The 25,632-nt window shown below is 36.4% G+C and carries 25 protein-coding genes; 18 read left to right on the top strand and 7 right to left on the bottom strand.

Annotation, left to right across the window (positions count from 1 at the left end; all coding sequences use genetic code 11):
• The first annotated feature begins 17 nt into the window (after window positions 1-17).
• The gene (gene lnt, locus KBP46_RS19170; protein ID WP_123279207.1) at window positions 18-1,652 is read left to right on the top strand and encodes an apolipoprotein N-acyltransferase; all 1,635 of its coding nucleotides are present in this window, start codon (window positions 18-20) and stop codon (window positions 1,650-1,652) included.
• Window positions 1,653-1,789: 137 nt separating this feature from the next.
• On the opposite strand, the gene KBP46_RS19165 is transcribed toward lnt, so the two are convergent.
• The gene (locus tag KBP46_RS19165; protein WP_216443923.1) at window positions 1,790-3,472 is read right to left on the bottom strand and encodes a T9SS type A sorting domain-containing protein; all 1,683 of its coding nucleotides are present in this window, start codon (window positions 3,470-3,472) and stop codon (window positions 1,790-1,792) included.
• 270 nt (window positions 3,473-3,742) lie between these two features.
• On the opposite strand from KBP46_RS19165, the gene rpmB reads away from it, so the two are divergent.
• The 7 genes from rpmB to KBP46_RS19130 all read left to right on the top strand — a co-directional run bounded on the left by rpmB (window position 3,743) and on the right by KBP46_RS19130 (window position 7,313).
• Window positions 3,743-3,985, top strand: coding sequence for a 50S ribosomal protein L28 (gene rpmB, locus KBP46_RS19160; protein WP_002976757.1), 243 nt, complete (start codon window positions 3,743-3,745; stop codon window positions 3,983-3,985).
• A 6-nt stretch (window positions 3,986-3,991) separates the two neighbouring features.
• Window positions 3,992-4,174: a 50S ribosomal protein L33 gene (rpmG, locus tag KBP46_RS19155; protein WP_027373683.1), complete on the top strand. Its 183-nt coding sequence runs from the start codon at window positions 3,992-3,994 to the stop codon at window positions 4,172-4,174.
• 20 nt (window positions 4,175-4,194) lie between these two features.
• Entirely contained in the window at window positions 4,195-4,347 is a 153-nt protein-coding gene (locus tag KBP46_RS19150) for a DUF4295 domain-containing protein (protein WP_002976755.1), read from the top strand.
• Window positions 4,348-4,430: 83 nt separating this feature from the next.
• A complete protein-coding gene (locus KBP46_RS19145; protein ID WP_216443922.1) occupies window positions 4,431-5,387 on the top strand; it encodes an MBL fold metallo-hydrolase in 957 nt (318 codons plus the stop codon).
• 157 nt (window positions 5,388-5,544) lie between these two features.
• Window positions 5,545-6,012, top strand: a complete 468-nt coding sequence (locus KBP46_RS19140; protein WP_216443921.1) for a RidA family protein — start codon at window positions 5,545-5,547, stop codon at window positions 6,010-6,012.
• Between the two features lie 15 nt (window positions 6,013-6,027).
• Entirely contained in the window at window positions 6,028-6,981 is a 954-nt protein-coding gene (ftsY, locus tag KBP46_RS19135) for a signal recognition particle-docking protein FtsY (protein ID WP_034694984.1), read from the top strand.
• A 71-nt stretch (window positions 6,982-7,052) separates the two neighbouring features.
• Window positions 7,053-7,313 carry a GlsB/YeaQ/YmgE family stress response membrane protein gene (locus KBP46_RS19130; RefSeq protein WP_034694983.1) on the top strand — a complete coding sequence of 87 codons (261 nt, stop codon included), beginning with the start codon at window positions 7,053-7,055 and terminating at the stop codon, window positions 7,311-7,313.
• Between the two features lie 78 nt (window positions 7,314-7,391).
• Here the strand turns inward: KBP46_RS19130 and sppA are convergent, their stop codons facing one another.
• Window positions 7,392-9,149, bottom strand: a complete 1,758-nt coding sequence (sppA, locus tag KBP46_RS19125) for a signal peptide peptidase SppA (RefSeq protein ID WP_062676202.1) — start codon at window positions 9,147-9,149, stop codon at window positions 7,392-7,394.
• A gap of 20 nt (window positions 9,150-9,169) precedes the next feature.
• Between sppA and folK the strand changes: the two genes are divergently transcribed.
• The 6 genes from folK to fmt all read left to right on the top strand — a co-directional run bounded on the left by folK (window position 9,170) and on the right by fmt (window position 17,017).
• Window positions 9,170-9,586, top strand: coding sequence for a 2-amino-4-hydroxy-6-hydroxymethyldihydropteridine diphosphokinase (gene folK, locus KBP46_RS19120; RefSeq protein ID WP_062676203.1), 417 nt, complete (start codon window positions 9,170-9,172; stop codon window positions 9,584-9,586).
• A gap of 17 nt (window positions 9,587-9,603) precedes the next feature.
• Window positions 9,604-10,719, top strand: coding sequence for an OmpA family protein (locus KBP46_RS19115; protein ID WP_123279202.1), 1,116 nt, complete (start codon window positions 9,604-9,606; stop codon window positions 10,717-10,719).
• A 54-nt stretch (window positions 10,720-10,773) separates the two neighbouring features.
• Window positions 10,774-12,300: an OmpA family protein gene (locus KBP46_RS19110; RefSeq protein WP_062676205.1), complete on the top strand. Its 1,527-nt coding sequence runs from the start codon at window positions 10,774-10,776 to the stop codon at window positions 12,298-12,300.
• 210 nt (window positions 12,301-12,510) lie between these two features.
• Window positions 12,511-13,950, top strand: a complete 1,440-nt coding sequence (locus tag KBP46_RS19105) for an OmpA family protein (RefSeq protein ID WP_123279201.1) — start codon at window positions 12,511-12,513, stop codon at window positions 13,948-13,950.
• Between the two features lie 77 nt (window positions 13,951-14,027).
• Window positions 14,028-15,935, top strand: coding sequence for an ATP-dependent DNA helicase RecQ (locus KBP46_RS19100; protein WP_216443920.1), 1,908 nt, complete (start codon window positions 14,028-14,030; stop codon window positions 15,933-15,935).
• 134 nt (window positions 15,936-16,069) lie between these two features.
• Window positions 16,070-17,017, top strand: coding sequence for a methionyl-tRNA formyltransferase (gene fmt / locus KBP46_RS19095; protein WP_123279199.1), 948 nt, complete (start codon window positions 16,070-16,072; stop codon window positions 17,015-17,017).
• Window positions 17,018-17,094: 77 nt separating this feature from the next.
• Here fmt and KBP46_RS19090 read toward each other — a convergent pair whose 3' ends face one another.
• The 3 genes from KBP46_RS19090 to KBP46_RS19080 form a co-directional block, all read right to left on the bottom strand.
• A complete protein-coding gene (locus KBP46_RS19090) occupies window positions 17,095-17,676 on the bottom strand; it encodes a Crp/Fnr family transcriptional regulator (RefSeq protein WP_123279198.1) in 582 nt (193 codons plus the stop codon).
• A 103-nt stretch (window positions 17,677-17,779) separates the two neighbouring features.
• Entirely contained in the window at window positions 17,780-18,901 is a 1,122-nt protein-coding gene (gene ribB / locus KBP46_RS19085) for a 3,4-dihydroxy-2-butanone-4-phosphate synthase (RefSeq protein ID WP_120232913.1), read from the bottom strand.
• Window positions 18,902-18,969: 68 nt separating this feature from the next.
• Window positions 18,970-19,974, bottom strand: a complete 1,005-nt coding sequence (locus tag KBP46_RS19080; RefSeq protein WP_062676211.1) for an LLM class flavin-dependent oxidoreductase — start codon at window positions 19,972-19,974, stop codon at window positions 18,970-18,972.
• A gap of 184 nt (window positions 19,975-20,158) precedes the next feature.
• On the opposite strand from KBP46_RS19080, the gene KBP46_RS19075 reads away from it, so the two are divergent.
• From KBP46_RS19075 to KBP46_RS19065, 3 genes are all read left to right on the top strand, one after another.
• Window positions 20,159-20,614 (top strand): hypothetical protein, encoded by a 456-nt coding sequence (locus KBP46_RS19075; RefSeq protein ID WP_216443919.1) that lies wholly within the window; start codon window positions 20,159-20,161, stop codon window positions 20,612-20,614.
• A complete protein-coding gene (locus tag KBP46_RS19070) occupies window positions 20,615-21,052 on the top strand; it encodes a hypothetical protein (RefSeq protein WP_216443918.1) in 438 nt (145 codons plus the stop codon).
• A 165-nt stretch (window positions 21,053-21,217) separates the two neighbouring features.
• The gene (locus KBP46_RS19065) at window positions 21,218-22,066 is read left to right on the top strand and encodes a M12 family metallopeptidase (RefSeq protein ID WP_216443917.1); all 849 of its coding nucleotides are present in this window, start codon (window positions 21,218-21,220) and stop codon (window positions 22,064-22,066) included.
• A gap of 36 nt (window positions 22,067-22,102) precedes the next feature.
• On the opposite strand, the gene KBP46_RS19060 is transcribed toward KBP46_RS19065, so the two are convergent.
• Entirely contained in the window at window positions 22,103-24,229 is a 2,127-nt protein-coding gene (locus KBP46_RS19060; RefSeq protein ID WP_216443916.1) for a helix-turn-helix domain-containing protein, read from the bottom strand.
• An 82-nt stretch (window positions 24,230-24,311) separates the two neighbouring features.
• Here KBP46_RS19060 and KBP46_RS19055 point away from each other — a divergent pair, with 82 nt between their 5' ends.
• Window positions 24,312-24,764 (top strand): hypothetical protein, encoded by a 453-nt coding sequence (locus KBP46_RS19055; protein WP_123279194.1) that lies wholly within the window; start codon window positions 24,312-24,314, stop codon window positions 24,762-24,764.
• A gap of 267 nt (window positions 24,765-25,031) precedes the next feature.
• Here the strand turns inward: KBP46_RS19055 and KBP46_RS19050 are convergent, their stop codons facing one another.
• A complete protein-coding gene (locus tag KBP46_RS19050) occupies window positions 25,032-25,568 on the bottom strand; it encodes a gamma carbonic anhydrase family protein (RefSeq protein ID WP_034694954.1) in 537 nt (178 codons plus the stop codon).
• Window positions 25,569-25,632: the final 64 nt, after the last annotated feature.

Genomic DNA, 25,632 nt, shown 5'->3' with positions numbered 1-25,632 from the left:
TGTATTAAAATAATTTAATGAAATACGTTCTGCTTACACTTATTTCAGCAATGCTGCTGTCGGTTTCATGGCCAACTTATGGGGTTCCGTTTTTTATATTTTTTGCTCTTGTTCCTCTTCTGATGATGGAGCATGGAATTTCGAAATTTTCAGATTATAAAAGGAAAAGCTGGATGGTCTTTGGATTGTCTTACCTGTGTTTTATCATCTGGAATGTAGTAACCACAGGATGGCTGTATGGTTCCAAAAACCCTGACGGAAGCCACTCTCTGATGGCTGTTTTATTTCCGGTACTGGTCAATTCTCTTTTATATTCTTTAGTATTCCAATGTTATCACTGGTACAAAAATGCTCAGGGAACATATTGGGGATTAGGATTTTTAATCGCTATCTGGATGAGTTTTGAAAAATTTCATCTGGGATGGGAACTTACGTGGCCCTGGCTAAACCTTGGGAATGTATTTTCAGATTATCCAAAACTGATCCAGTGGTATGATACCCTAGGAGCAACCGGAGGAAGTTTCTGGATTCTACTGATTAATGTACTTATTTTTTACACAGTAAGAACATGGGAAGCCGGAAGAAAGAGAAAAGATTTGATCAAAAATTCGGCTATTATTGGAGCTTTAATTGCTTTGCCTATGATTATTTCGGTAATCAAATACAATAATTTCGATGAGAAACCAACAGGACAAGTTAATGTTCTGATGCTGCAGCCGGATCTTGATCCTTATGCTGAAAAATATTCGAAAGACAGTCTAACCATAGAACAGGATTTATTAGCACTTGCTGGAAAAAACTCAACAGGTAAAATTGATTATTATATTGCCCCGGAAACAGCTTTACCGGGAAGAGGATCTATTTCCGAAACAGCTTTTGAAAAGAGTTTACTTCTCAATAATATCAAAGGATTTTTATCCAATCACCCCGGATCTGTTTTTGCAACAGGAATTTCTTCACACCGTTTTTTTTATAATCCAGCCGATTTACCAAAAGAAGCATACCAGATCAACAGCGGAGTTTGGGTGAGCAGTTATAATACCGCCATTCAACTGGTACCTAACCAAAAAGTACAGGCTTATCACAAAGGAAAACTAGTGCCAGGCGTTGAAATATTCCCTTATATGAATGTTTTAAAGCCATTGCTTGGAGATGCTATGCTGAATCTGGGAGGAACAGTAGCTTCTTTGGGAACAGATAAAGAAAGAGTTGCCTTTTCGAATCCTTACAACAAAGGGAAACTAGCGCCTATCATTTGTTATGAAAGTATTTATGGTGAATTTGTGACAGACTATGTTAAAAAAGGAGCTAATTTCTTAGGTATTATGACCAACGACTCCTGGTGGGGCGTTACAGAAGGACACAAACAGCTTTTATCTTATGCTAAACTGAGAGCTATTGAAACCAGAAGAGAAATTGCCCGAGCGGCCAACAGTGGAATTTCTGCACATATCAATGCTAAAGGTGAGGTAACTGCTGACACCTTCTATGGTGACCAGACAGCCTTATTCGCAAAAGTAAACCTGTATGATACCATGACATTTTATACAAGAGCAGGAGATCTTCTTTCAAGGTTTTCCATATTTGCGTTAGGATTCTTATTGTTCTACTACCTGATTGAATGGTTCAAAAAGAAAACAAAGAAAGCTTAGTTCTCAAACACTAATTGTACAAATTTACGCACGAATAGCACAAGATCTGCAGATCATAAAGATTTTGTTCCATAAAAAAGAGAAAAGCCAGCTGGACGTCTGGCTTTTCTCATTGATAGAAGATAGAATTGATTCAATTACTTAATCGTAAGCTTTCTGGTGGTTATTTCGTTTTTTATCTTCAGTTTTAATAAATAGACTCCTTTAGATAAATGAGAAACATCAATAGACTGATCTCCATTGATACTGATATTCAGTTTTCTTCCATCCATAGAATACATTTCGGCTTCCGAAACTTTTTCTCCTTTGATATATACTTTATCTGACGTAGGGTTGGGATAGATAACAAGCTGCTTTTCAGATTTAATTTCCGCTGTTCCCAACACACTTTGTGCAGAAGCGTCAGAATATACTTTTGCAGCATCAATTGATTTTACACTCCAGTATACATTCTGGACAGCCGGATCAAGCTCCAGAAACCATGATGATGTTGTCACTATGTATTTTGCAATATCATGAGCTCCCTGTGTAGATCCTACGGTAATTTCATAACGCAAAGCATTCACCGGAGTTCTATCGTCGGATGCGCCACTCCAAGTAAAATTGAAACGATTTCCGTTTTTAGTCAGATTCAATTGAGTAGGCGCTGCAGGTTTTGCGTTAGCTGCCGTGGAATTATTTTTAAATACTTTAGTCAGTGAAGGCAGATCTGAAGCAGACCAGTCGAATCCACCCAATAAGATGTCCGGATGATGATCATTATTAAAATCAAAAAGCTGCACCAGTCCCGGACCTCCAAGCGCAGTAATACCCGTTACAGTTCCTTCATTGAATGTATGATTGGAAACATCATAGATATAGGTTTTCACAACAGCGTTGTAATTTTCATTCCCTGAAATAATAAAGTCGTAATAGCCGTCGTTATTCAAATCACCAACACTTAGTGCCACATCTGAAATATCGTTTACAGCAATAGTCTGAGGAGTTAATGTACCGGTACCATCATTCATTAAAACAGCAGAATAGGCATCATCGTTGGCATCTCTTCCAATTACCACGATATCCTGAAAACCATCTGCATTAAAGTCTGCAAAATCTATTTTACCCACTGCTACAGGCGCAAGATCCTGTGTAGGAGTCAGAACTCCAGCCTGGTTCATATATACTTTGGATACCGCATCACCATTAATATCCGATCCTATAATCACAAGATCCAGCAGGTTGTCGTTATTGAGGTCTACTACTTTAAAACTTCCACTCTGAGTTCCATCTATCCAATTTTCCGTAAGATCAAAACCGGCGCCTGTGTTTTTGTAATAATCCAAGCTATTTCCAAAACCTCCTCCATGAGCATATTGAGTTCCATTAATGGCATAATCAGGTTTCCCATCATGGTTAAAATCAAAAACTTCCAGAGAACCATAAATTTTACCAGGCAGTTCTGCTTCTTTTACAAATCCTGTCCCGGTATTTTTGAATCGGTATTGTTTATAATTAACAACATCCATATAGCTGAGTCCTGTAGAAATAATATCCATCAGACCATCATTATTATAATCAATAAACTTAATATCTCCAAGATGGGTTACATCAGCTCCCAATCCTACAAATGGCAATAAGGTTGTCCCATTATTCTGATATACTTCATTATAGGTACTGTCTACATTTCCGTCCCCATCAGAATCTATTGCTCCGTTGAGCACAATATCAAGCGTCCCATTGTTGTCTATATCCGCAATATCAGCTGCAGAATAATAAAAATTATTCATGCTGGTCTGTAACTCAGTAAAGTTCTGAGCCATCAGACTGGCTGGTATCATAGACCATAGAATATAAATCCTCCCCATAGTTGTTTTTATTTAGATTAATTAAAAACAAAGATAGAGTATTAAATTCTGAGGGTAAAAAAAAGGCTGTATGAAATATATCAGCACCCTTTATCTGCTGTATCCCAAGGATTCTGCTATTTTAAAAATTCAATATTATTAATCAGCCACTTATTTGCAAATATTTTCCAAAAGATTTGTCTATCTAAAAAATTCTTCGTTATTTTGCACTCTCAAATATTATACAAATAAGAACATCGAGATATGTCAAGAATTTGCCAAATAACAGGAAAGCGTGCAATGGTTGGTAACAACGTTTCTCACGCTAATAACAAAACGAAGCGTCGTTTTGAAATTAACTTATTAGAGAAGAAGTTTTACCTTCCGGAGCAAGATAAGCACGTTACACTGAAAGTATCAGCTCATGGATTGAGAGTGATTAACAAGATTGGAATCGAGGAAGCTATTGAAAGAGCTACTAGAAACGGATTGATTAAAAAGAATTAATAAATCATGGCAAAAAAAGGAAATAGAGTTCAAGTAATCCTTGAATGTACAGAGCACAAAGAAAGTGGTATGCCAGGAATGTCTAGATACATTTCTACAAAAAATAAAAAGAACACTACAGAGAGATTAGAACTTAAAAAGTATAATCCAGTTCTTAAGAGATCTACCCTTCACAAAGAAATTAAGTAATTTATAAATAATAACTTACCATGGCAAAGAAAGTAGTAGCAACCCTACAAAGCGGTCAGTCTAAGAAGATGACTAAAGTGGTGAAAATGGTTAAGTCTTCTAAATCAGGAGCTTACGTTTTCGAAGAAAAAGTAATGAATGCTGACGAAGTAGACGGTTATTTAAAAAAATAATCAATACTTTGTTTACAATATAAAAAAACTACTCATTTTTTGGGTAGTTTTTTTGTTATATTCGCTTCATAAAAAAACACATTATGAAGCAATTCTTTATTTTATTTTCCTCCCTATTATTCACTGGATCTTTATATCATTCTCAAAGTCTTCAAAACAAAGAAAGCGCTCCTGGGAATGTAAAAATTATTGTTTTAGGAAATGTACAGGACGCAGGGTCACCCCAGATCGGATGCCGTAAAGAATGTTGTTTGGACCTCTGGAAACATCCTCTGCAAGACAGGAAAATAACTTCTCTGGGACTTATTGATAAAGAGCTGCAGAAAAATTATATCTTCGATGCCAGTCCGGATTTTACCCAGCAGCTGCAATTCCTGATGGAACATACAGCCGTTCCAAAGAAAACTGTACCTGATGGTATCTTTATCACCCATGCTCATATCGGACATTATACAGGTCTTATGTTTTTGGGGAAAGAAGCTATGAATTCCAGGGATATTCCTGTGTACACCATGCCACGGCTTAAAAAGTTTTTCGAAAACAATGGACCGTGGTCTCAGCTGATCCGTTTGCAGAATATTGTTCCTTATGAGATGCAGAATGAAACACCAATACAGGTGAACTCTCATTTGGAAGTTACTCCTATACAGGTTCCTCATCGTGATGAATATTCAGAAACGGTTGGTTTCATCATTAAAGGGCCTCATAAAAAGGCGTTATTCATTCCGGATATAGACAAATGGAATAAGTGGAAATACAATATTACAGATCTGATAAAAACAGTAGATTATGCATTTCTGGACGGTACATTCTATGACTCGGAAGAAATAGGCTACAGAAATATTGAAGATATCCCGCACCCATTTGTAGTGGAGAGTATGGAACTGTTTAAAAGCCTATCACCTGAATATAAAAAAAGAATTTTCTTTATCCATTTTAATCATACCAATAAAATTTTAAATTCGGAAAGCAAACAAAGTAAGCAGGTCATAGAAAAAGGTTTTAATATTGCACGAATGGGAGATGAGTTTGAATTATAGCGACAATCAGTTTCATTGAGGAGACAACAATAAAACTCCTGATAAGTAGCTTCAGGAAATAAAAATAATAAAGACTTTGTTTACATATAAAAAAACAACTCCTGTTTTGGGTAGTTTTTTTGTTATCTTTGCTCACCAGATTATTAATCAGTAAAGTATGAAAAAGATACTTGTTCTGGCCTGTACAGCAACTTTTCTATTTTCATTCAGTCAGAAAACAATGAATTCTGTAGAATATAAAAGTTCGCCAAAAGTTTTCACTATTAAAGGATTATCACAATCAGTAAGTATTGACTGTGGAAATTCTAAAATGATTTTATTATCCGGACAGGTTCCTCTGAACTCTGAAGGTAATCTTGTGGGAAATACTATTGAAGAGCAGACGCAGCAGGTTTTCAAAAATATTGAAAACATCCTGAAAGAATATGGAGGTACAGGAAAAGATATTATCAAACTGGTAATTTATACCACAGACATCAAAAAAACACCTGATTTCAGAAAAGTAAGGGATTTGCATATCAACCTTCAAAACCCTCCCGTAAGCAGCCTTGTGGAAGTGCGCAAGCTTTTCAGAGATGACGTGCTTATAGAAGTAGAAGCCACAGCAGTGATTAAAAATAAATAAGAATAAACTAAAACTATGAGTTGGTTTAAAAATATTTTCAAAAAGGAAGAAAAAGAAACCTTAGATAAAGGATTGGAAAAATCCAGCCAGGGATTCTTTGAAAAAATGACGAAAGCCGTAGTCGGTAAAAGCAAAGTAGATGATGAAGTTCTGGATGATCTGGAAGAAGTACTGATTGCTTCCGATGTAGGAGCCTCTACCACTATCAAGATCATTGAAAGAATTGAAGAACGTGTTGCCAGAGATAAATATGTAGGCGTCAACGAACTTGACAAAATTCTTCGTGATGAGATTTCAGGATTATTGCTTGAAAATCCGCATGCCGGTACAGGAAATATCGATACTTCCAAAAAGCCATACGTCATCATGGTCGTAGGGGTAAATGGAGTTGGAAAAACAACAACCATCGGAAAACTGGCTCATCAGTTCAAATCAGAAGGTAAAAAAGTAGTTCTTGGAGCTGCAGATACCTTTAGAGCTGCTGCCGTTGATCAGCTTGTTATCTGGAGTGAAAGAGTGGGTGTTCCTATTGTAAAACAGGAAATGGGATCAGATCCCGCTTCAGTAGCCTTTGATACAGTACAAAGTGCTGTAGCTCAAAATGCAGATGTTGTCATCATTGATACTGCAGGAAGACTTCATAACAAGATCAACCTGATGAACGAGCTTTCCAAGATCAAAAGAGTAATGCAGAAAGTAATTCCTGATGCCCCTCATGAGATTCTATTAGTACTTGACGGTTCTACAGGACAGAATGCTTTCGAACAGGCAAAACAGTTTACAGCGGCAACAGAAGTAAATGCTTTAGCAGTAACTAAACTGGATGGAACAGCCAAAGGAGGCGTTGTAATCGGTATCTCCGATCAGTTCCAGATTCCGGTGAAGTATATCGGTGTAGGCGAAAAAATGCAGGATTTACAACTTTTTAATGGTACGGAATTTGTAGACTCATTCTTCAAGAAAAGATGATTTATATCATGTTTTCCCTTATATTAGTAACAAATCATTTTTAAAATATTAACAATAAAAAATTTGCAACTATGGGAATTATTACATGGATCTTATTCGGTCTTATTGCAGGTGCTATCGCTAAAATGATCATGCCTGGAACTCAGGGAGGAGGATGGCTAATCACTATTATCCTTGGAATTCTGGGAGCATTTGTAGGAGGAGCTATAGGAGTTTACGTTTTACACTGGGGAGATGTTACCTCATTCTGGAATCCAAGAAGCTGGATTCTCTCCATCGGAGGAGCTTTAATCATTCTCTGGATTTACGGAATGGCCACAAAGAAAAGCTGATAGTAAAGCTGATAAAAAAATAAAATCCCGGATCTGAAATTTCAGGTCCGGGATTTTTGTATACAATATAAAATTTAGTTAGTCGTTAATTCTAATCTGATATGGCATCTCCATTTTCACCTCAGATTGTAGTTTCTTATCTGTAATCTGCTGCAGAATTTCATAGTTGGATTTACCAATCTTGTTCTTGATAATTCTGGCAGAAACGTCCTCTTCATTCAGGTCTTTAAAGATTTGCTCGAACGGAGTCATTCTCTTAGGGAAAGCCTCTACATGATAAGATTTTAATCCTGCTTTCTGAGCGGCAAATTTCACAGCATCAGTTAAAGTACCCAATTCATCTACCAATCCTATTTGCTTGGCACGAACACCACTCCATACTCTACCGCCTCCTACATTGTCAATCTGCTCAAAAGTTTTCTTTCTGTTTTGGGTTACAAAATGAACAAATCTCTTGTAAGTACCTTCTACACTTCTTGTCATCATATTCACTCCATAAGGCGTCACTCCGTTTAACCCGGAATAATACATAGAGTTGGCATTGGTAGAAACAATATCTGCACGGATTCCGTTTTTAGCCGCAATATCTTTATAGTAAGGCATTACTCCGAACACTCCGATAGAACCGGTAAGTGTGTTAGGCTCTGAATAAATTTTATCTGCAGCCATTGCTACATAATATCCTCCTGATGCCGCATAGTCTCCAAAAGATACGATCAGTGGTTTTTTCTTTTTCAGCTGCTGTAACTCAAATAGGATCTCATCTGAAGCATTAGCACTTCCTCCCGGAGAGTTGATTCTGAAAACAACCGCTTTCACTTTATCATCCTCCTGAAGTTTTTTAATATACTTCACATATTTCTCAGAATGAATATCATTGTATTCATCTCCGTTATTAATAGATCCTGAAGCATACAGTACTGCGATCTTTTCGCCGGATTTATCTTCATCCGCATAAGAATTGATATAACTTGTCAAAGAAATCTTGTTCAGTTTTTCGTCATTTTTTACGCTTAACTTAGCCTTAAGAAGATCTTCGTATTCTGATTTCTGAATCAGTTTATCTGCTAGTTTATATTTTAAACTTTGCTCAGGAATCATTCCATACAAACTATCTGTGATCATTCTGAACTGAGCAGTATCAATTTTTCTTGAAGCAGCCATTTTATTGGAAGTGTTTTTCCAAAGGTCATTCAAGAGAGTGCTTAACTGTTCTTTATTTTCAGGAGAAATATCATTTCTTAGAAAAGGTTCTACTGCAGACTTGAATTTACCGTGACGAATTACTTCAATTCCAATCCCGTATTTATCAGCAAAATCCTTGAAGAAAGCAACCTCTGTAGAAAGACCTTTTAATTCTACCATTCCTGCAGGATGCAGATAATATTGATCAGCAACAGATCCTAAATAATAAGCAGACTGTGATACTCCATTTCCGTATGCATATACAAATTTTCCGCTTTTCTTGAAATCTTCAATGGCGTTTCTCAGATCATCAATCTGAGTAAGTCCTGCAGATAAATAATCAGTTTCTATACTGATTCCTTTAATATTGTCATCAGTTTTTGCTTTATTGATAGCTTCCAGTGCGTCATATATAAGGATACTTTTATTTTGAGCACCCAAGCCGAATAATCCCATCTCTTCTTCAGTAGGGCTATCGATTATATTTGTCTTTAAATTAATCGTAAGAACGGAGTTCTTTTTTACCGCCACCGACTTATCATTCCCCATCGCACTGAACACAAGCATCATAATGAAAAAGATGAAAAATAGAGCGCAAAGTATGATAATTGCTACTATATTTGCCAAAACATTTTTAAAGAAACTTCTCATAAATCAATCAATTTTCTAATATGTCGCAGCATAAGGTCGTTTTGTTACTGGGAAGTAACTTAGGAGAGCAAAAAAAAAATGTAGAGCTTGCATTAAAGATGATAAATGATGCTGGAAATCACATTTCACAAACCAGCGAATTTTTAATGTCTGACCCTGTAGAGTTTGTCAGTTCCAATATTTTTTGTAATATTGCAGCAATAATATTCACTCATCTTTCACCAATCCAACTGCTTGATTGTATTAAGAATATAGAAGTTGAGATGGGAAGAATTAATGATTCAAAAGTATCCGGAGGTTATACTGACAGGATTATAGACATTGATATCATTAAGTATAATGAGTTAAATTTTAAATCAGAAAGGTTAGAAGTCCCTCATAAAAAACATCTTTTTGAAAGGGATTTTTCCAGAATATTATTGAAAGATTTTATTTAAAACATAAAACATATTGTATGAAATTAGGTTTATTATTATTGGCTACATCATTGCCAATTGCAGCTTTCGCACAGAACAGCGGCACAACAGTAAACTCTTCCACAGAGTACCCTAATACATTCTCCTCAGGTTCCGCTAATGTAAAACCCTTTGACAACAAATCCAGACGTTTCAGAGACTGGTCTATTTCTGTTGGAGGAGGTCCTGCATTTATGGTACACTCCGATTTAAAATCTATCCGCAAGGATAAGACCAATTGGGGTTACAATGCGTACATAAGTGTAGACAAACAAATCACACATGCATTCGGGCTAAGCCTAATGTATATGAGAGGAGAAACGAAACAGACAGCCCAGCTTCCCGGTGCTGCAGGTGTAAAATCAGGAATAGCTACTGCTACAACACAATTTGACAACATCTCTTTATTAGGTGACATCAACTTCTCGAACTTATTCAGAAGAGTAGATAACCACTCTCCATACAGATGGGCTTTCCACGGATATATGGGTATCGGACTTCAGGGATTCAGAACATCATTGCATGATAACGACGAATTCAGATGGAGCAATACTCCAAGAAGAACTCCTTTATTCATTAAACAGGACATTGATATCAACTCTATCTTCTATCAGGGAGGTGTGGGAATAAAGTACAATGTTTCAAAACTTATTGACGTTGAGGCAAGAACCATGTACATTATCAGTGGTGATGATGAATTCGATGGCGGCGGATGGGCAGATCCTAATGATTATGATCCTTCCACTCCAGGTTCAAAATACAACATGTTAAATTCCAGAAGATCTGATAACGCCTGGACAGTAAGTTTAGGAGTATCTTTCAAACTAGGAAAACACGAATCTCACCTTGCATGGCATGATCCGCTTCAGGAAGCATACTACAGAACCAGCGTTCTTGAAAACGCAAGTACTGACCTTGTTGTTTGCGAAAAAGGAGATGCAGACAATGATGGAGTATGTGATGACTGGGACAGACAGCTTGACACTCCTGCAGGTGCGAGAGTAGACGGTGCCGGAGTTGCTTTGGACATGGATCTGGATGGCGTTATTGACCTTTACGACAAGTGTGTAACCGTACCAGGACCTGTTGAAAACAATGGATGTCCTGTTAAATAATTAAAACAAACTTAAACTTCTTTTTTAATAAAAGAAATCAAATAATAATACACGATGAAATTAAGTTTAGCAATTGTTGCATTAGCTTTGGCAATTCCTTCTGCTACTTATGCACAAGACTCAACTGCAGATTCAAATGGAAAATATCCTAATACATTTTCTTCAGGATCTGCCAATGTTACCCCATTTACCAACCAGTCTAAAAGATTTAATGATTGGTCTATTTCTGTAGGAGCAGGTGTTCCCCTTCTTCAGTCAGCAGATTTGACTTCCATTAAAAATGGTAACGGTAAAAACCTTTTTGGGTATTCAGCCTATGTAAGTATTGATAAAGCGATTACCCATGCTTTTGGGATCAATTTACAATATGACAGAGGTGAAACCAGACAAGGATGGTTCAATACTAAAAATGCAGCACCTGATGCATCAGCAGTAGGAGCAAGAACTCAGTATGACGCAATCTCTCTCTTAGGAGACATTAACTTCTCAAACCTGTTAAGAAGAGTGGACAACCACTCCCCTTACAGATGGGCACTTCACGGATATGCTGGTATTGGTACTATTGCCTACAGAGCATACCAGAAGGATGGTAGTAACAAACAGACATTAATGACTGAAATCAAACCTTTCCAATTAGGTTCTCTGTTCTTCCAGGCTGGTACAGGTGTGAAGTTCAAAGTAAACAGAAGAATAGACATTGAAGGTAGATTAATGTATGTGGTAACAGGTGATGATGAATTTGACGGAGGCGGTGATGCTTACAGCGCTATCAACAAGCGTTCTGAGCAGGTTTCTGACAACTTCTTCAATGCGACATTAGGTCTTTCTTTCAAATTAGGAAAGCATGAATCTCACGTTATGTGGCATGATCCACTTCAGGAAATCTATTACAAACTGGATGTATTGGCTAATAAAAACCAGGATATCGAAGTATGTAAAAAAGGTGATGCTGATAACGACGGGGTATGTGACGATTGGGACAGACAGCTTGATACTCCTGCAGGAGCAAGAGTGGATGGTGCCGGAGTTGCGCTTGATACAGACTTAGACGGTGTAATTGACCTTTACGATAAGTGTGTAACAGTTCCAGGACCTGTTGAAAACAACGGATGCCCTATCGTTAAAGATCATAAGGAAACTGCTGTAGAAGTAGAGAAAACCCTTAAGGATATTTATTTCAACTTTAATAAAGCTACCATCAGACCTGAATCTAACGAAAAATTGGATCTGGCAGCTTCAATTATTAAAGAAAACGGAGGTAATTACTTGTTGACCGGACATACAGATATCAAAGGAAATGCAGCCTACAATCTTAGACTGTCTAAAGAAAGAGCAGCTGCTGTAGTAGGAGCTCTTGAAAACAGAGGCATTAATGAAAATGTACTAAAATCTAGAGGAGTTGGTTCTGCAGAAGCAACGATCCCGGCATCAGCTTCAGATGCTGAAAGAATGGCGGACAGAAAAGTTACTGTAAGATTTATAGAAAGTTCGGAATGGGATTCTATCAAAAAGAAAGACTATGAAGATGCTCCTGTAAAAAAAGCAGTAAAAAAAGTTCCTGCTAAGAAAAAGAAGAAATAAATTTCAAATACTTCTTAAACCGAAAAGAATTGCTCTTTTCGGTTTATTTTTTTCTACTACGATTTTTTTACATACCTTTATCATTATTTTCAGGACAACTGTGTGAAATACATTAGTAATCAGTAAGTTTGTTTTGAAAAAAATTAATACAAAATCACTTTTTAGCGTAAAAAAATCATTTAAAATAACTTAACTTAAAAAAATAACACTATGAAATTAAGTTTAGCAATTGTTGCATTAGCTTTGGCAATTCCTTCTGCCACTTATGCACAAGACTCAACGGCAGTTTCAAAAGGAGAGTATCCTAATACATTTTCTTCGGGATCTGCTAATGTTTCCCCATTCACCAATCAATCTAAAAGATTTAATGATTGGTCTATTTCTGCCGGGGTGGGTGTTCCACTTCTTCAGTCTGCGGATTTAACCTCTATCAAAAATGGTAACGGTAAAAACCTTTTTGGATATTCAGCCTACGTAAGTATTGATAAAGCCATTACTCATGCTTTTGGGATCAATTTACAATATGACAGAGGTGAAACCAGACAAGGATGGTTCAATACTAAAAATGCTGCACCCGATGCATCAGCAGTAGGAGCAAGAACTCAGTATGACGCAATCTCTCTATTAGGAGACATTAACTTCTCGAATCTGTTAAGAAGAGTGGACAACCACTCCCCTTACAGATGGGCACTTCATGGATATGCTGGTATTGGTACTATTGCCTACAGAGCATACCAGAAAGACGGAAGTAACAAACAGACATTAATGACTGAAATCAAACCTTTCCAATTAGGTTCTCTGTTCTTCCAGGCTGGTACAGGTCTGAAGTTTAAAGTAAACAGAAGAATCGACATTGAAGGTAGATTAATGTATGTGGTAACAGGTGATGATGAATTTGACGGAGGCGGTGATGCTTACAGCGCTATCAACAAGCGTTCTGAGCAGGTTTCTGACAACTTCTTCAATGCTACCTTAGGTCTTTCTGTAAAACTTGGAAAACATGAGTCTCACTTAATGTGGCATGACCCACTTCAGGAAATCTATTATAAGCTTGATGTACTGGCTAATAAAAACCAGGATATTGAAGTATGTAAAAAAGGTGATGCTGATAACGACGGGGTATGTGACGATTGGGACAGACAGCTTGATACTCCTGCAGGAGCAAGAGTGGATGGTGCCGGAGTTGCGCTTGATACAGACTTAGACGGTGTAATTGACCTTTACGATAAGTGTGTAACAGTTCCCGGACCTGTTGAAAACAACGGATGTCCTGTAGCTACAACAGGACCTGTAGTAGAAACAGAAACTAAGTTGGAGGGAATTGAGTTTGATTTAAATTCTGACAGAATTTTGCCATCAAATACTCCAATCTTAAATAATGCTGTAAACTACATCAATTCTTCAACTGGTTCTTATAATGTAATTGGAGCTACTGATACAAGAGGTACTGATGCTTACAACCAAAAACTATCAGAAAGAAGAGCAAACAACGTTAAGAACTATCTGATCAAAAACGGTGTTCAAACAGGTAAACTACAGGCAATAGGAAAAGGTGAAAAAGACCTTAAATACCCTGAGTGTGAACCAGCAACGAAGTGCCCTGAATGGAAAAACAGAGCCAACAGAAGAGTATACTTCGAAGCTAAATAATAAACATATTGATATATTATATGAAAGTCACGCCCTGCGTGACTTTTTTGTCCTAATTCTTTCCTTATTTTTACAACATGATTTCTCCGCAGGATTTTCAAAAGCTAAAATATGATACTCTTAAGTATTTCTGGGGTTATACCGACTTCAGAGATTCTCAGGAAGAAATTATCAATGCTGTTATTAATGAAAAAGATACCCTAGTTCTCTTACCTACAGGAGCAGGAAAGTCTTTATGCTATCAATTACCAGCCCTATTGAAAGAAGGAACCTGCCTTGTTGTTTCTCCTTTGCTGGCATTGATGAAAGACCAGGTTAATCAGCTTAAAGCCCGCGGTATAGAAGCAGAATATCTTTCCTCAGAACTTGATGAATATGATGCGGAAGCAGTTTATGACCGTTGTAAAGAAGGAATTACCAAACTACTCTATGTTTCTCCTGAAAGACTTACCAATAGTCAGTTTATTCAAAACATGGAGGAAATTCAACTATCCTTCATTGCTGTGGATGAAGCTCACTGTATTTCAGAATGGGGTCAGGATTTCAGGCCCAGTTATCAGAATATAAAAGGATTCAGAAGTAATAATCCTGAAATTCCCTGTCTTGCTTTGACTGCAACAGCGACTCCAAAAGTTCTTGAAGAGATCAAAAGTAAACTGGAACTGAAAAATCCTTTTGTTTTTCAAAAAAGTTTCAAGAGAGAGAATATTAAAATTTTCACCGATGAAGTATCTGATAAATTCCAACGTGTTTTTGATATTTTAAAATACAGCAATGACTCCGGAATTGTATATGTAAGAACAAGAAAAGAAGCAGAATTGCTGGCAGAATTCCTGAAGAAAAATCAACTGAAAAATGTAGATTATTTCCATGCAGGTCTCACAACCAAGGAAAAAAATGCAAGACAAAACCTTTGGAATAATAGCGACAACCATGTTCTTATTTCTACCAATGCCTTTGGAATGGGTATAGACAAAGACAATGTTCGTTTTGTGATTCACTATTCCCCTGCTGCGTCTCTGGAAAACTATTATCAGGAGATCGGAAGAGCCGGAAGAGATGGAAAAGACAGTTTTGCCTTCATGCTTTGGAACAAACAGGAATTATTGAATTTTGATCAGGTTCTAAAAAATCAGACACCCAACAAAGCTGAGTTTTTGAAGATCATTAGTTACCTCTATTCTATTTTTCAGGTAGCAGAGTTTGAACTTCCGGAAAAAACATTTCAGCTGAATAATCTTGGTATACAGAATTTCACAAAACTGTCGAAAGCAAAGATCAACAATGTACTCAATTTTCTCCACAACCAGGAAATTGTCTACTACAACGATTACAAAAGTCTGTCTTCACTTGAGCTTTTTATCAAAGCTGATGAGCTGGAACAGCTTCCTCAAAAAGATGCCTATTTTATAGAGCTTCTTTTCCGTAATATATCAGGAATTACCACCCACAAAGTAATGTTCAGTGAACAACAGATAAGCAACAAAATCAATATCAGTGTTCCTTTGATCAAAGAACGGTTGAAAGAACTTCAGCAAAAGAATTATCTTGAATATATCGATGGGGCATTAGCCAGTATCAAATTCCTGAAACCTCGTGATGAAAGAGCTGTGAACAGCACTTACTGGAAATTATTTGAACATATTCAGAGGAATAAAATCCAAAAATGGGAAGAGATGAAGTTTTACGTAGAAAATAACGACTACTGCAAAATGAAACTAATTCTTGCTTACTTTGGTGAAAAAAATTCCAGAAACTGTGGCCAGTGTTCTGTCTGTGAAAAAAATAAGCAATCCATCTTTGGAAAAAATATTTCTCAGCAGATCATTAATTTATTAGCTAAAAAGTCGGCTACCATTGAAGAACTGTCTATCCAGCTCAGCTATCATTCCAAAGAAAATATACTGGAGAATCTGATTTTTCTTTTGGATTCAGGAAAGGTAAGAATGCTGAATTTCAGAACGTATGCGCTGAATCATGAGTAATGAATAATGAATAATGATTGATGAATATTATGACCCTCAACCTGCCTAAATCTCAAACGCTCACACTCTAAAACTCTCCTACCTTCAAACCCTGATATTTTCCGACTCTCAGATCAAAAACTTATCTTTGCAGTATGAAATCATTGAAAGTTGTTTTTTTAGGAACTCCTGAGTTTGCAAAAACCTCTTTGGAGGCCATCCACCAATCTCACCATCAGGTAGTAGGTGTTGTAACTGTAGCTGATAAGGCAAGCGGACGCGGACAGAAAATTCACCAGTCACCGGTAAAAATCTATGCTGAAGAAAATAATATTCCTGTTTTTCAGCCGGAAAAGTTGAGAAACCCTGAATTCCTGGAAGAACTTAGGAAACTGGATGCTGATGTTTTTGTAGTCGTTGCCTTCAGGATGATGCCTAAAGTGCTTTTTGAGATGCCTAAAATGGGAACTTTCAATCTTCATGCTTCATTACTTCCTGATTACAGAGGTGCTGCACCCATCAATTATGCTGTAATCAACGGAGAAGAAAAGACCGGAGCAACTACTTTCTTTATTAATGAAAAAATTGACGAAGGAAATATTCTTCTTCAGCAGGAAATGGAAATTTTACCGGATGAAAATGCCGGAAGCCTTCATGACCGACTCATGGAAATGGGCTCAGGCCTTGTGGTTAAGACATTGGATGGTCTTGCCGAAAATGCTATTGAAGAGAAACCTCAGCCCCATGTAGAACATCCTAAAAATGCTTATAAAATTTTCAAGGAAGATACGAGGATCAATTGGGAACAGCCTTCAAAAACCATTCATCAGTTTATTCTGGGAATGTCGCCTTATCCTGCAGCTTTCACCACTTTAAAGATTGACAACGAAGAAAAGGGATTAAAAATATTCGGGGGTAAATTTGAACTTTCTGATCACGGAAAACCAGCTGGAAGTCTTGATATTTCTAAGAATGAATTTAAAATCTATACTCAGGACGGAATCTATTATCCGCTGGAGCTTCAGTTGGAAGGTAAAAAAAGAATGTTGGTAAAAGATTTTCTGAATGGTTTCCGAAACTTTGACGGAATTGCATTAGCCTAAAAAATAAGATCATTATACATAAAAAAGTCCCAAAAGTATTTACAGATAGACTTTTGGGACTTTTTAATTTTCAGTCATCAGCTTTTACTGACAATTTTCTTTCGGATTCTGCTTATAAATTCCGGGGTTACTCCCAGATAGGCAGCAATCTGAATATTGGTAAGCCGGTTGGCTGTCTGTGGATAATCTTTTAAAAATTCAACATAACGTTCATCTGAAGGCTTGCTTAGATTATTAATAATTCTACGCTGTAATGCTATAATCGACTTTTGAAACTTAAGTCTCATTAATCTTTCAATCTCCGGCATTTCAGTATACAATTTCTCTTTTTCCTTTTGGGGAATAAGAAGAATCTCACTATCCTCCAGCGCCTGAATATTGAGTTTTGAAGGAATACGGTTTACAAAACTATCAATATCGGAGATCCACCAGTTTTCAATTCCGAAATACAATATCTGTTCGGCAGCATTATGATGGGTATGAAAAACTTTAAAGCAACCACTCACCACAAATCCTTCAAATTCACAAATCTCTCCTTCTTTTAAAAGGAATTCTTTTCTCTTTATTTTCTGAAGACTAAAGGCACTGCAGTATTTATCCAGCTTTTCGTCTGAAATATCAATATATCCCCGGATGTGTTTTTTTAAAGACTCAGTCATGGTTTAAAAATAAAAAAAGGTTTAGAAAAATCCTAAACCTTATAATTTTGTATTACAAACAGTCAATTAATGTGAAAACAATTCACTATTGACCATTCATTTTTTATAGTTGTACCATCTCCGTAACCTCTACATCATATCCTCCAACCTGAGGTTTGATATTAGGATTTTGAGTGATTACTTTAAACTTGTTGATTCCTAAATTCTTTAAGATCTGCGTTCCGATTCCATAATCTCTGTAATTGTACGCTAATGTAGGATGCTGCTCCTGACCATCCTGATAGTTCAGGAACTGTTGAAGCTTTCTCAATGTATTTTCAGAGTTGGAAACGTTGTTGATAAAAATAATAGCTCCTTTTCCAGCTTCATTCACCATACCTGTGACCTTTTCCAACAATGGTTTTTCACCGTTGTTCAATCTGGTCAATACATCAAAATAAGAATCTGAAGACTGTACTCTTACCAAAACAGGCTCATCTACCGTCCAAGCTCCTTTTGTCAATGCAAAGTGGATCTGGTCATTGGAAGTTTCTCTGAAAGCATAAAAATCAAAATCACCGTAGTGCGTTTTTACTTTTTTCTCTTCAAGTCTTTCTACCAGATTTCCTTTTTTAAGCTGATAGTGGATAAGATCTTCAATAGAAACGATCTTCATATCATGTTTTTGAGCAAAAGCATGAAGTTCAGGCAGACGTGACATTGTACCATCTTCATTCATGATCTCGCAGATCACACCTCCTTCTTTCAATCCTGCTAAATTCGTAAGATCGATGGCCGCTTCAGTATGTCCGGCTCTTTTCAATACTCCTCCTTTTCTTGCACGAAGCGGGAAAATGTGGCCAGGTCTCATAAAATCTGTAGGCTTGGATTTTTCATCCATCAATGCTAAAATTGTTTTTGCTCTGTCACTTGCAGAAATTCCGGTAGATGTTCCGTTACCCAGAAGGTCAACTGATACGGTGAAAGCAGTCTCCTTAGGATCGCTGCTTCTGCTTACCATCACTTCAAGTCCAAGCTCATCACATCTTTTTTCAGGAAGCGGCATACAGATCAGCCCTCTTCCGTGAAGAGCCATAAAATTGATAATTTCCGGCGTTGTCAGTTCTGCCGCGCAAAGAAAATCACCTTCATTTTCTCTGTCTTCATCATCTACTACTATGATTATTTTACCATTTCTAAGGTCTTCGATAGCCTCTGGAATAGTATTTAATTTAATATCGGACATTTTTACTTTTTATTTGTGCAAAGATACTCATAAAAATAAGCATCTGCCAATTAAATATGTATGGTTTATTACGCTTTGGATAAAGAGTCTGCAGCCTCTCTGAAAATCTCGTAAGATCTCAATCTTTTCTGATGATCGTAGATATGTGAATTGATCATCAGTTCATCCACCTGGAATCTTTCCTGGAAATCTTTAAGCTTTTCCTGAACTTCAGCCTTATCTCCGATAAAAGTATATCTCAGTTTCTGTAAAACCATAGATTTTTCCATTGGCGACCAGATTTCATCCATATCATCCACGGGTGGAGCAAAAGGTTTTCTGTCGTTTCTTACAATATTGATGAATGCCTGGAATAAAGTGGTGGAAATTTTATGAGCTTCCTCAGAAGTTTCAGCCGCTACCCCATTTACACACGCAATGATATAAGGTTTATCCAGATATTTTGACGGTTCGAAATGTTCTCTGTATATTTTAAAAGCCATTTCCATCTGCTCAGGTGCAAAATGTCCCGCAAATGCATAAGGCAGCCCTAGTTCTGCAGCCAGCCATGCACTGTCTGTACTTGACCCCAGAATATATAGTGGAATATCCAATCCTTCTCCCGGAATGGCACGAACCATCGCCTCTGAATTTTCTTTTGAAAAATATCTTTGAAGTTCGAGGATCTGTCTTGGAAACTGTTCATTGATGATGGCTGGATTCCTTCCCAAAGCCTGTGCTGTCAAGCCATCTGTTCCCGGAGCTCTTCCTAATCCAAGGTCAATCCTTCCCGGAAACAGAGATTCCAGAGTACCAAATTGTTCTGCAATGATCAGAGAACTGTGGTTAGGAAGCATAATTCCTCCTGAACCTACTCTGATTGTTTTCGTTCCATTGGCAATGAAACCAATTAAAACAGAGGTTGCTGAACTGGCAATACTTTCCATATTGTGGTGTTCCGCCAGCCAGAATCTTTTATAATTTAAATTTTCAGCGTGATTAGCTAGTGATAAGCTGTCCTGAAAAGTATCATGAATGCTTTTACCTTGCTTTACCGGTGCAAGATCTAAAACAGAAATTTCAAAATTTTTCATGTTATGATGTTAATTTTTCTTTAATCTGAAAAACAAGGCAAATTTAAAACATAAAAACTGCATTAGTTACTTTTTGTAATTAATAAAAACAATTGATCAGTTCAGGGAAAAACTATTGGAATGAAAATTTTTTTTAGCTTTATTTTATATAATATTTGGGTAAATTGCAATATCATTAAAGGACATGAAAAGAAAAATAATGTATATCGAAAACAAATCCTATGGTCATCACGGACCTGCATGGATTGGTTTTGTAGAATTCTCAAAATCAGGGCAAACTGTTTATTTCGATAACAAGGCACTCAAAAAACTCAAAAGGCCAGGAATCAATGCTAATCATTTTGATATAGAAACGGGAGAAGAATATTGGGTGTCCGGCGTTAAAAAAAATGGTCACAACAGACATCAGTTTGGTGGTGGAAAAATTATGATTGATAAAAACTCTATTAATGACTATCTAAAACTGGTAGACTTCAACTATATTGATGAAAAGTATTTTGAAATTGTTGAATTTTCCCGGACAGACAAAAACTTATTTAATGAAATAGAAAATACAGAAACTGAATTCAGAGACGAAAGTTATCATGCTACTATTTATGATAACAACCGAAGAAAATTAATCTTTGACACTAAAATTTAAATGAAAAATATTTATTTGCTCCTTTTATCATTCCTTTTAATAAGCTGTTCTTACAATCAATTTTATAAAGACAGAGAGTCTGACAAAACAGATGGTGAAAAAATTCCCATAAAATTTTATTGGGAACTTCGATACGGAAAAAATCCGGATGATATTTATAAGTTATTTGGCGAGAAGTTTTTCGAAGTGACAGATAAAGAAAAACTTGTAAAACTTATGAATACAGTCAATGCGATTGGTCCCGTTGAAGAATATAATCTTGCCAAATGGGAAACAATGGTTGTGAAGGGAAGTAATGCACGGAGTCAATACTTCTTTATGTACAATGTAAAAAGAGGGACTAAGAAAACAGAAGAATCTTTTACTTTAGAGAAGAATAAAGAAGGAGACATAAAAATCGTTGGCTACAGAGTCAATCAAGATATGCTAAACGAATAAAAATAAAAGGGTTTTGAACATTTTCAGAACCTTTTTTATTTTACAGGCTTTCGTTTAAGTGATTTTTAAAATAAACAATAAGAATAAGTATATTTTAATAAAAATAATTCAATAAAAAGAGAAATATTAATTATATTCGTATACCAAATCTTAAAAATAATTAATATGAACAAAAAAACAAACAGCCTGTTTTATAAGCAGATGTTGACAGGAAAAACTGTCTTTATGAGTTTTCTTATTGCTGCAATATTTTCGTCTTGTAGCAAAAACAATGAAGAAATTACTTCTGAAGCTCAAACCAATGCCTTCAACGCAGACAATGTAAAAAAAGGACAATTGAACGGCCAGGAAATTACCTATGAAAGAAAAAACGGAATGAATTTTTTCCAGGGAGATATTGTTCTTACCGACAAACAATTATCAGAAGGTAATGAAGTTAATAAAGGCGGTGCAAGCTATTCAAGATGGCCGAATGGTAAAATTTATTATACTATTGCCGGCAATATGGGTTCCATCAATGTTAACAAAATCAACTCTGCCATCAGCGAGTACAATAATAAAACGAATACACAGTGGATCTACCGTACCAACCAGGCTAATTATGTGGAATTTATTTTCGGAAGCTCATCAGGATCTGATGGCTGGGCTCATATCGGATATCAGGGTGGAAAACAAACCGTTTCTTTGGATCAGTATATTTCTGTAGGTTCAGTGATTCATGAAATGGGACATACAGTAGGACTTTACCATGAACATACGCGTAAAGACAGGGATCAATATGTAAAAATCCTGTGGAACAATATTCAAAGCGGACAGTCTTATAATTTCAATATCTATAATTCCGGAACAGATATAGGACCATTTAATATTAATTCGGTGATGATGTATTGGCCAACCTCCTATTCTAAAAATGGGTTACCAACGATTACAAGAGCTGATAACAGCAATTTTACTTATACCAGAACCGGATTTACTACCGGAGATATTAATACCATCAATGCAATGTATCCTTAAATTTTTAAGAATCCTCTCTCCATAAAAAAAGAACTCTTACGAGTTCTTTTCTTTTTTATAATTATAATGATTAATTAAAATCCTGATTTCGTTAAATTCAAAATGACTTGGCAGTGCATTCTTCCACTCGGTTAATGTTTCATGTGGATTTTTATAGAATTCATCTTCAAAAGCTTTGATTTTATCTGAAGTAATGACTCTGGCGATGTCCAGCAATCCCTGCTCGGCAAATTTGGCAAGATGGCCAATAACGGTTTCTTTCACCAGCCCTCTTTCCAAGGCAATTTCTCCGATCGTTTTTCCCTGCTCAAACAGCTGGAAAGTTAAAACCTGTGACGGAACTTTAGCAATTTTCAGATTGATTTCCTTATCATTCTTTTCATCTAAAAGTTTAGTTTCAAGTAAGTGAATATCTTTCAGACTGTTCAGATATTCTTCAATGTCTTCCAGCCAGCTTTTAAATTCTTCATTATATTGTTTTAAACCTTTCGCTCCTTTTATTTCAGCATAAAATTCTTTCAAAGGATCGAAAATCTTATTTCTGGTTTCTGTAAAAAAGAAATTAACCGCACCTTTTGATTTGCTTTCAATCTCGGACCATTCTTCTTTCTGTTCAATAAAACTATTTACTTTCTGAAAAATAATACGTTCCAGTTTCTCAAAGATTTTTCCAAGATTTACTGCTTCATGTTTTAACTGAAGATAAAGCTGTTTGGTTTTGACGTGGTCTATATTCTTGGTGACAATGGAAAGGTTATTCCACTCCTCCACTTCCTTTAAAAACCATGTACAGTCTAACGTACGCAATACTTTTCTGATGCTGTAATCATATTTTTCCTGATTTAAAATAGCTTCTACATGGTCATTGGCAATCGTATCTGTGTGGAAATGCAAAATTCTGTTATCCTTGAAAATAACTTCAGGGGTAATTTTTGATTTTAAAACAATTCCTTCCAAAGTTCTGCAGCGGGATAAAGCTACATAGACCTGACCGGCAGTAAAACTCTTTCCTGCATCAATAATCACTTTATCAAACGTTAATCCCTGACTTTTATGAATCGTAACCGCCCATGCTAATTTGATAGGAAACTGCTCGAAACTTCCCAACACTTCTTCCTGGATATTTTTATCAGTATCAAGAAAATATTTTTTCTGTTCCCAGGTTTCTCTTTTGACAACAATTTCTCTTTCACTTTCATCCAGTACAACACGGATTTCATTTTCATCCAATCCGATGATCTCGCCCAGCTTTCCGTTAAAATATTTCTTCTCACCGGAAATATCATTTCGGATAAACATGATCTGAGCTCCTATTTTCAGTTCTAAAAACTGTTCGTTCGGAAATTGATTTTCTTTAAAATCCCCTACCAACTTAGCTTCATACACCTGAGGATCAACTTTTATTTCTGCCAGTTTTTCCTGATTGATCTCATCTGCCATTTTGTTGTGAGAACACAGATATACATAGGATTCTTTTCCCATATCAAAGTCAGGATCATACCTTTCATTGAGATGATTAAAGTCTATATTATCCACATCGCCGTCACGGATTGCATTCAGAATTTCCAGAAACTCTTCGTCAGATTGTCTGTATACCTTTGTCAGCTCAATAGTGACGATTGGAATTTCTTTAATGGCATGGCTGTCAAAAAAGAAGGGTGAATTGTAATACATTTTCAGGATATGCTCATCCCTTACCACCGGAGGAAGCTGAAACAAATCCCCGATAAAAAGCATCTGTACCCCTCCAAATCTCTGATTATTCCTTCTGATAAATCTCAAAGAAAAATCCATCATATCCAGAACATCAGCCCTCAACATTGAAACCTCATCAATAATAATGATTTCAACCTCTCTCAGAAGCTTCAGCTTATCTTTACGGTATTTGAAATGAGGCATCAGATCGGCAATATTATTAGCCAAACTGGTATCTATCCTTTCTGTAGTAGGAAGAAAGGTTCTCAACGGCAGCCCAAACATGGAATGGATTGTAACTCCACCTGCATTAATGGCAGCAATTCCCGTGGGAGCCACTACAATATGCTTTTTCTTTGTACGCCTTACAAAATCATTAAGAAATGTCGTCTTTCCTGTTCCGGCTTTCCCGGTTAAAAAAACGCTTCTGTTCGTATATTCTATTAAGTCAAAAAAATGATTATTCATCTTCGTCAAAAATACGGAAATGAATTTGAATTTCTTACCTTGGCATAAGTTTTGAAAATTCTTAAAAAGAAAAAAGTTTATTGTGAAAAAATTATTCTTTCATATCCCGGCAATAGTATTGTGTACTACATTAACTTTAGTTTCGTGTAATACATCAAAGAGTGCCAATACCAATCTTCCTGTTGATATTGCAGACAGACCTGCTGACGAAGACAGTCAGAAATATGAACAGGCACAGCTGGATAGATTAAAAGCTTCTATTGAATCTGAAGTATCAGGAGAAAAATGTACGGATGCCAGCCAATGGGCATTTGCTCCTATGGGATCAAAAGCCTGCGGTGGACCTCAGCAATACATTGCCTACCCTAAGAAAATAGAAGCGACTTTCTTACCAAGGGTGAATGAGTATACGGATAAAGTGAAAGCTTTTAATGAAAAGTATAATATTACGTCTGACTGTATGATGATCGAGCCACCTACATCACTCAAATGTGTCAATGGCAAGATCAGACTTATTACACCGGATAATAATTAACAATAAAGCAAAGGTTCTATATCAAATCGAAAAAGCTCTGTTTCAGAACAGAGCTTTTATATTTATTTTTAAATAGATCAATGGTGAATTTTGCTTCGCAAATGGATGCCAAAAATAATTGACAAGCACAGCGAATTGACCATTGACCTTTCACTATTTTATAGTCAATAAGTGAATTTTGCTTCGCAAGTGAATGGTGAATTCTGATCGCAAAAATTGACAAGCGCAGCGAATTGACTATTCATTATTCACTATTCACTTGACATTCTAAAATTGATGATCCTTCACATTCTCCTTATACCATGATGAATATTTCACATAGTTATCTGCAATTCTGTTCACTTCTCCTTCCAGTAACTGAGCATTGATATCTTTTATTTTTCTTGCAGGAACTCCTCCCCAGACTTCTCCGGATTTAATGTGCGTTCCCTGAGTCACTACAGAACCAGCTCCTACTATAGAGTTTTCTTCTACAAGACAATCATCCATCACAATAGCTCCCATTCCGATCAATACATTATCTTTAATGGTACATCCATGAACAATCGCGTTATGTCCTATGGAAACATTGTTCCCGATATTCAAAGGATATTTCTGATACGTACAGTGCAGCATTGCATTGTCCTGAACATTCACTTTGTCCCCCATTTTGATATAGTGAACATCACCTCTGATCACTGCATTATACCAGACACTGCAGTCTTTTCCCATTGTAACATCGCCAATAATAGTTGCTGTTTCTGCTAAGAAAGTATTCTCTCCGATCTGTGGTGCTTTTCCTAAAAGCTGTTTTATTAGTGCCATAATATTTATTTGAAATGTAAAAATGTGCCCAATTGAAAATTACACTATCTTTTCTGATATCTAA

It is taken from the genome of Chryseobacterium sp. PCH239 (genome assembly GCF_018924625.1).
In the GTDB taxonomy this organism is placed as follows: domain Bacteria; phylum Bacteroidota; class Bacteroidia; order Flavobacteriales; family Weeksellaceae; genus Chryseobacterium; species Chryseobacterium cucumeris.
This window is presented reverse-complemented; position numbering and strand designations above follow the sequence as displayed.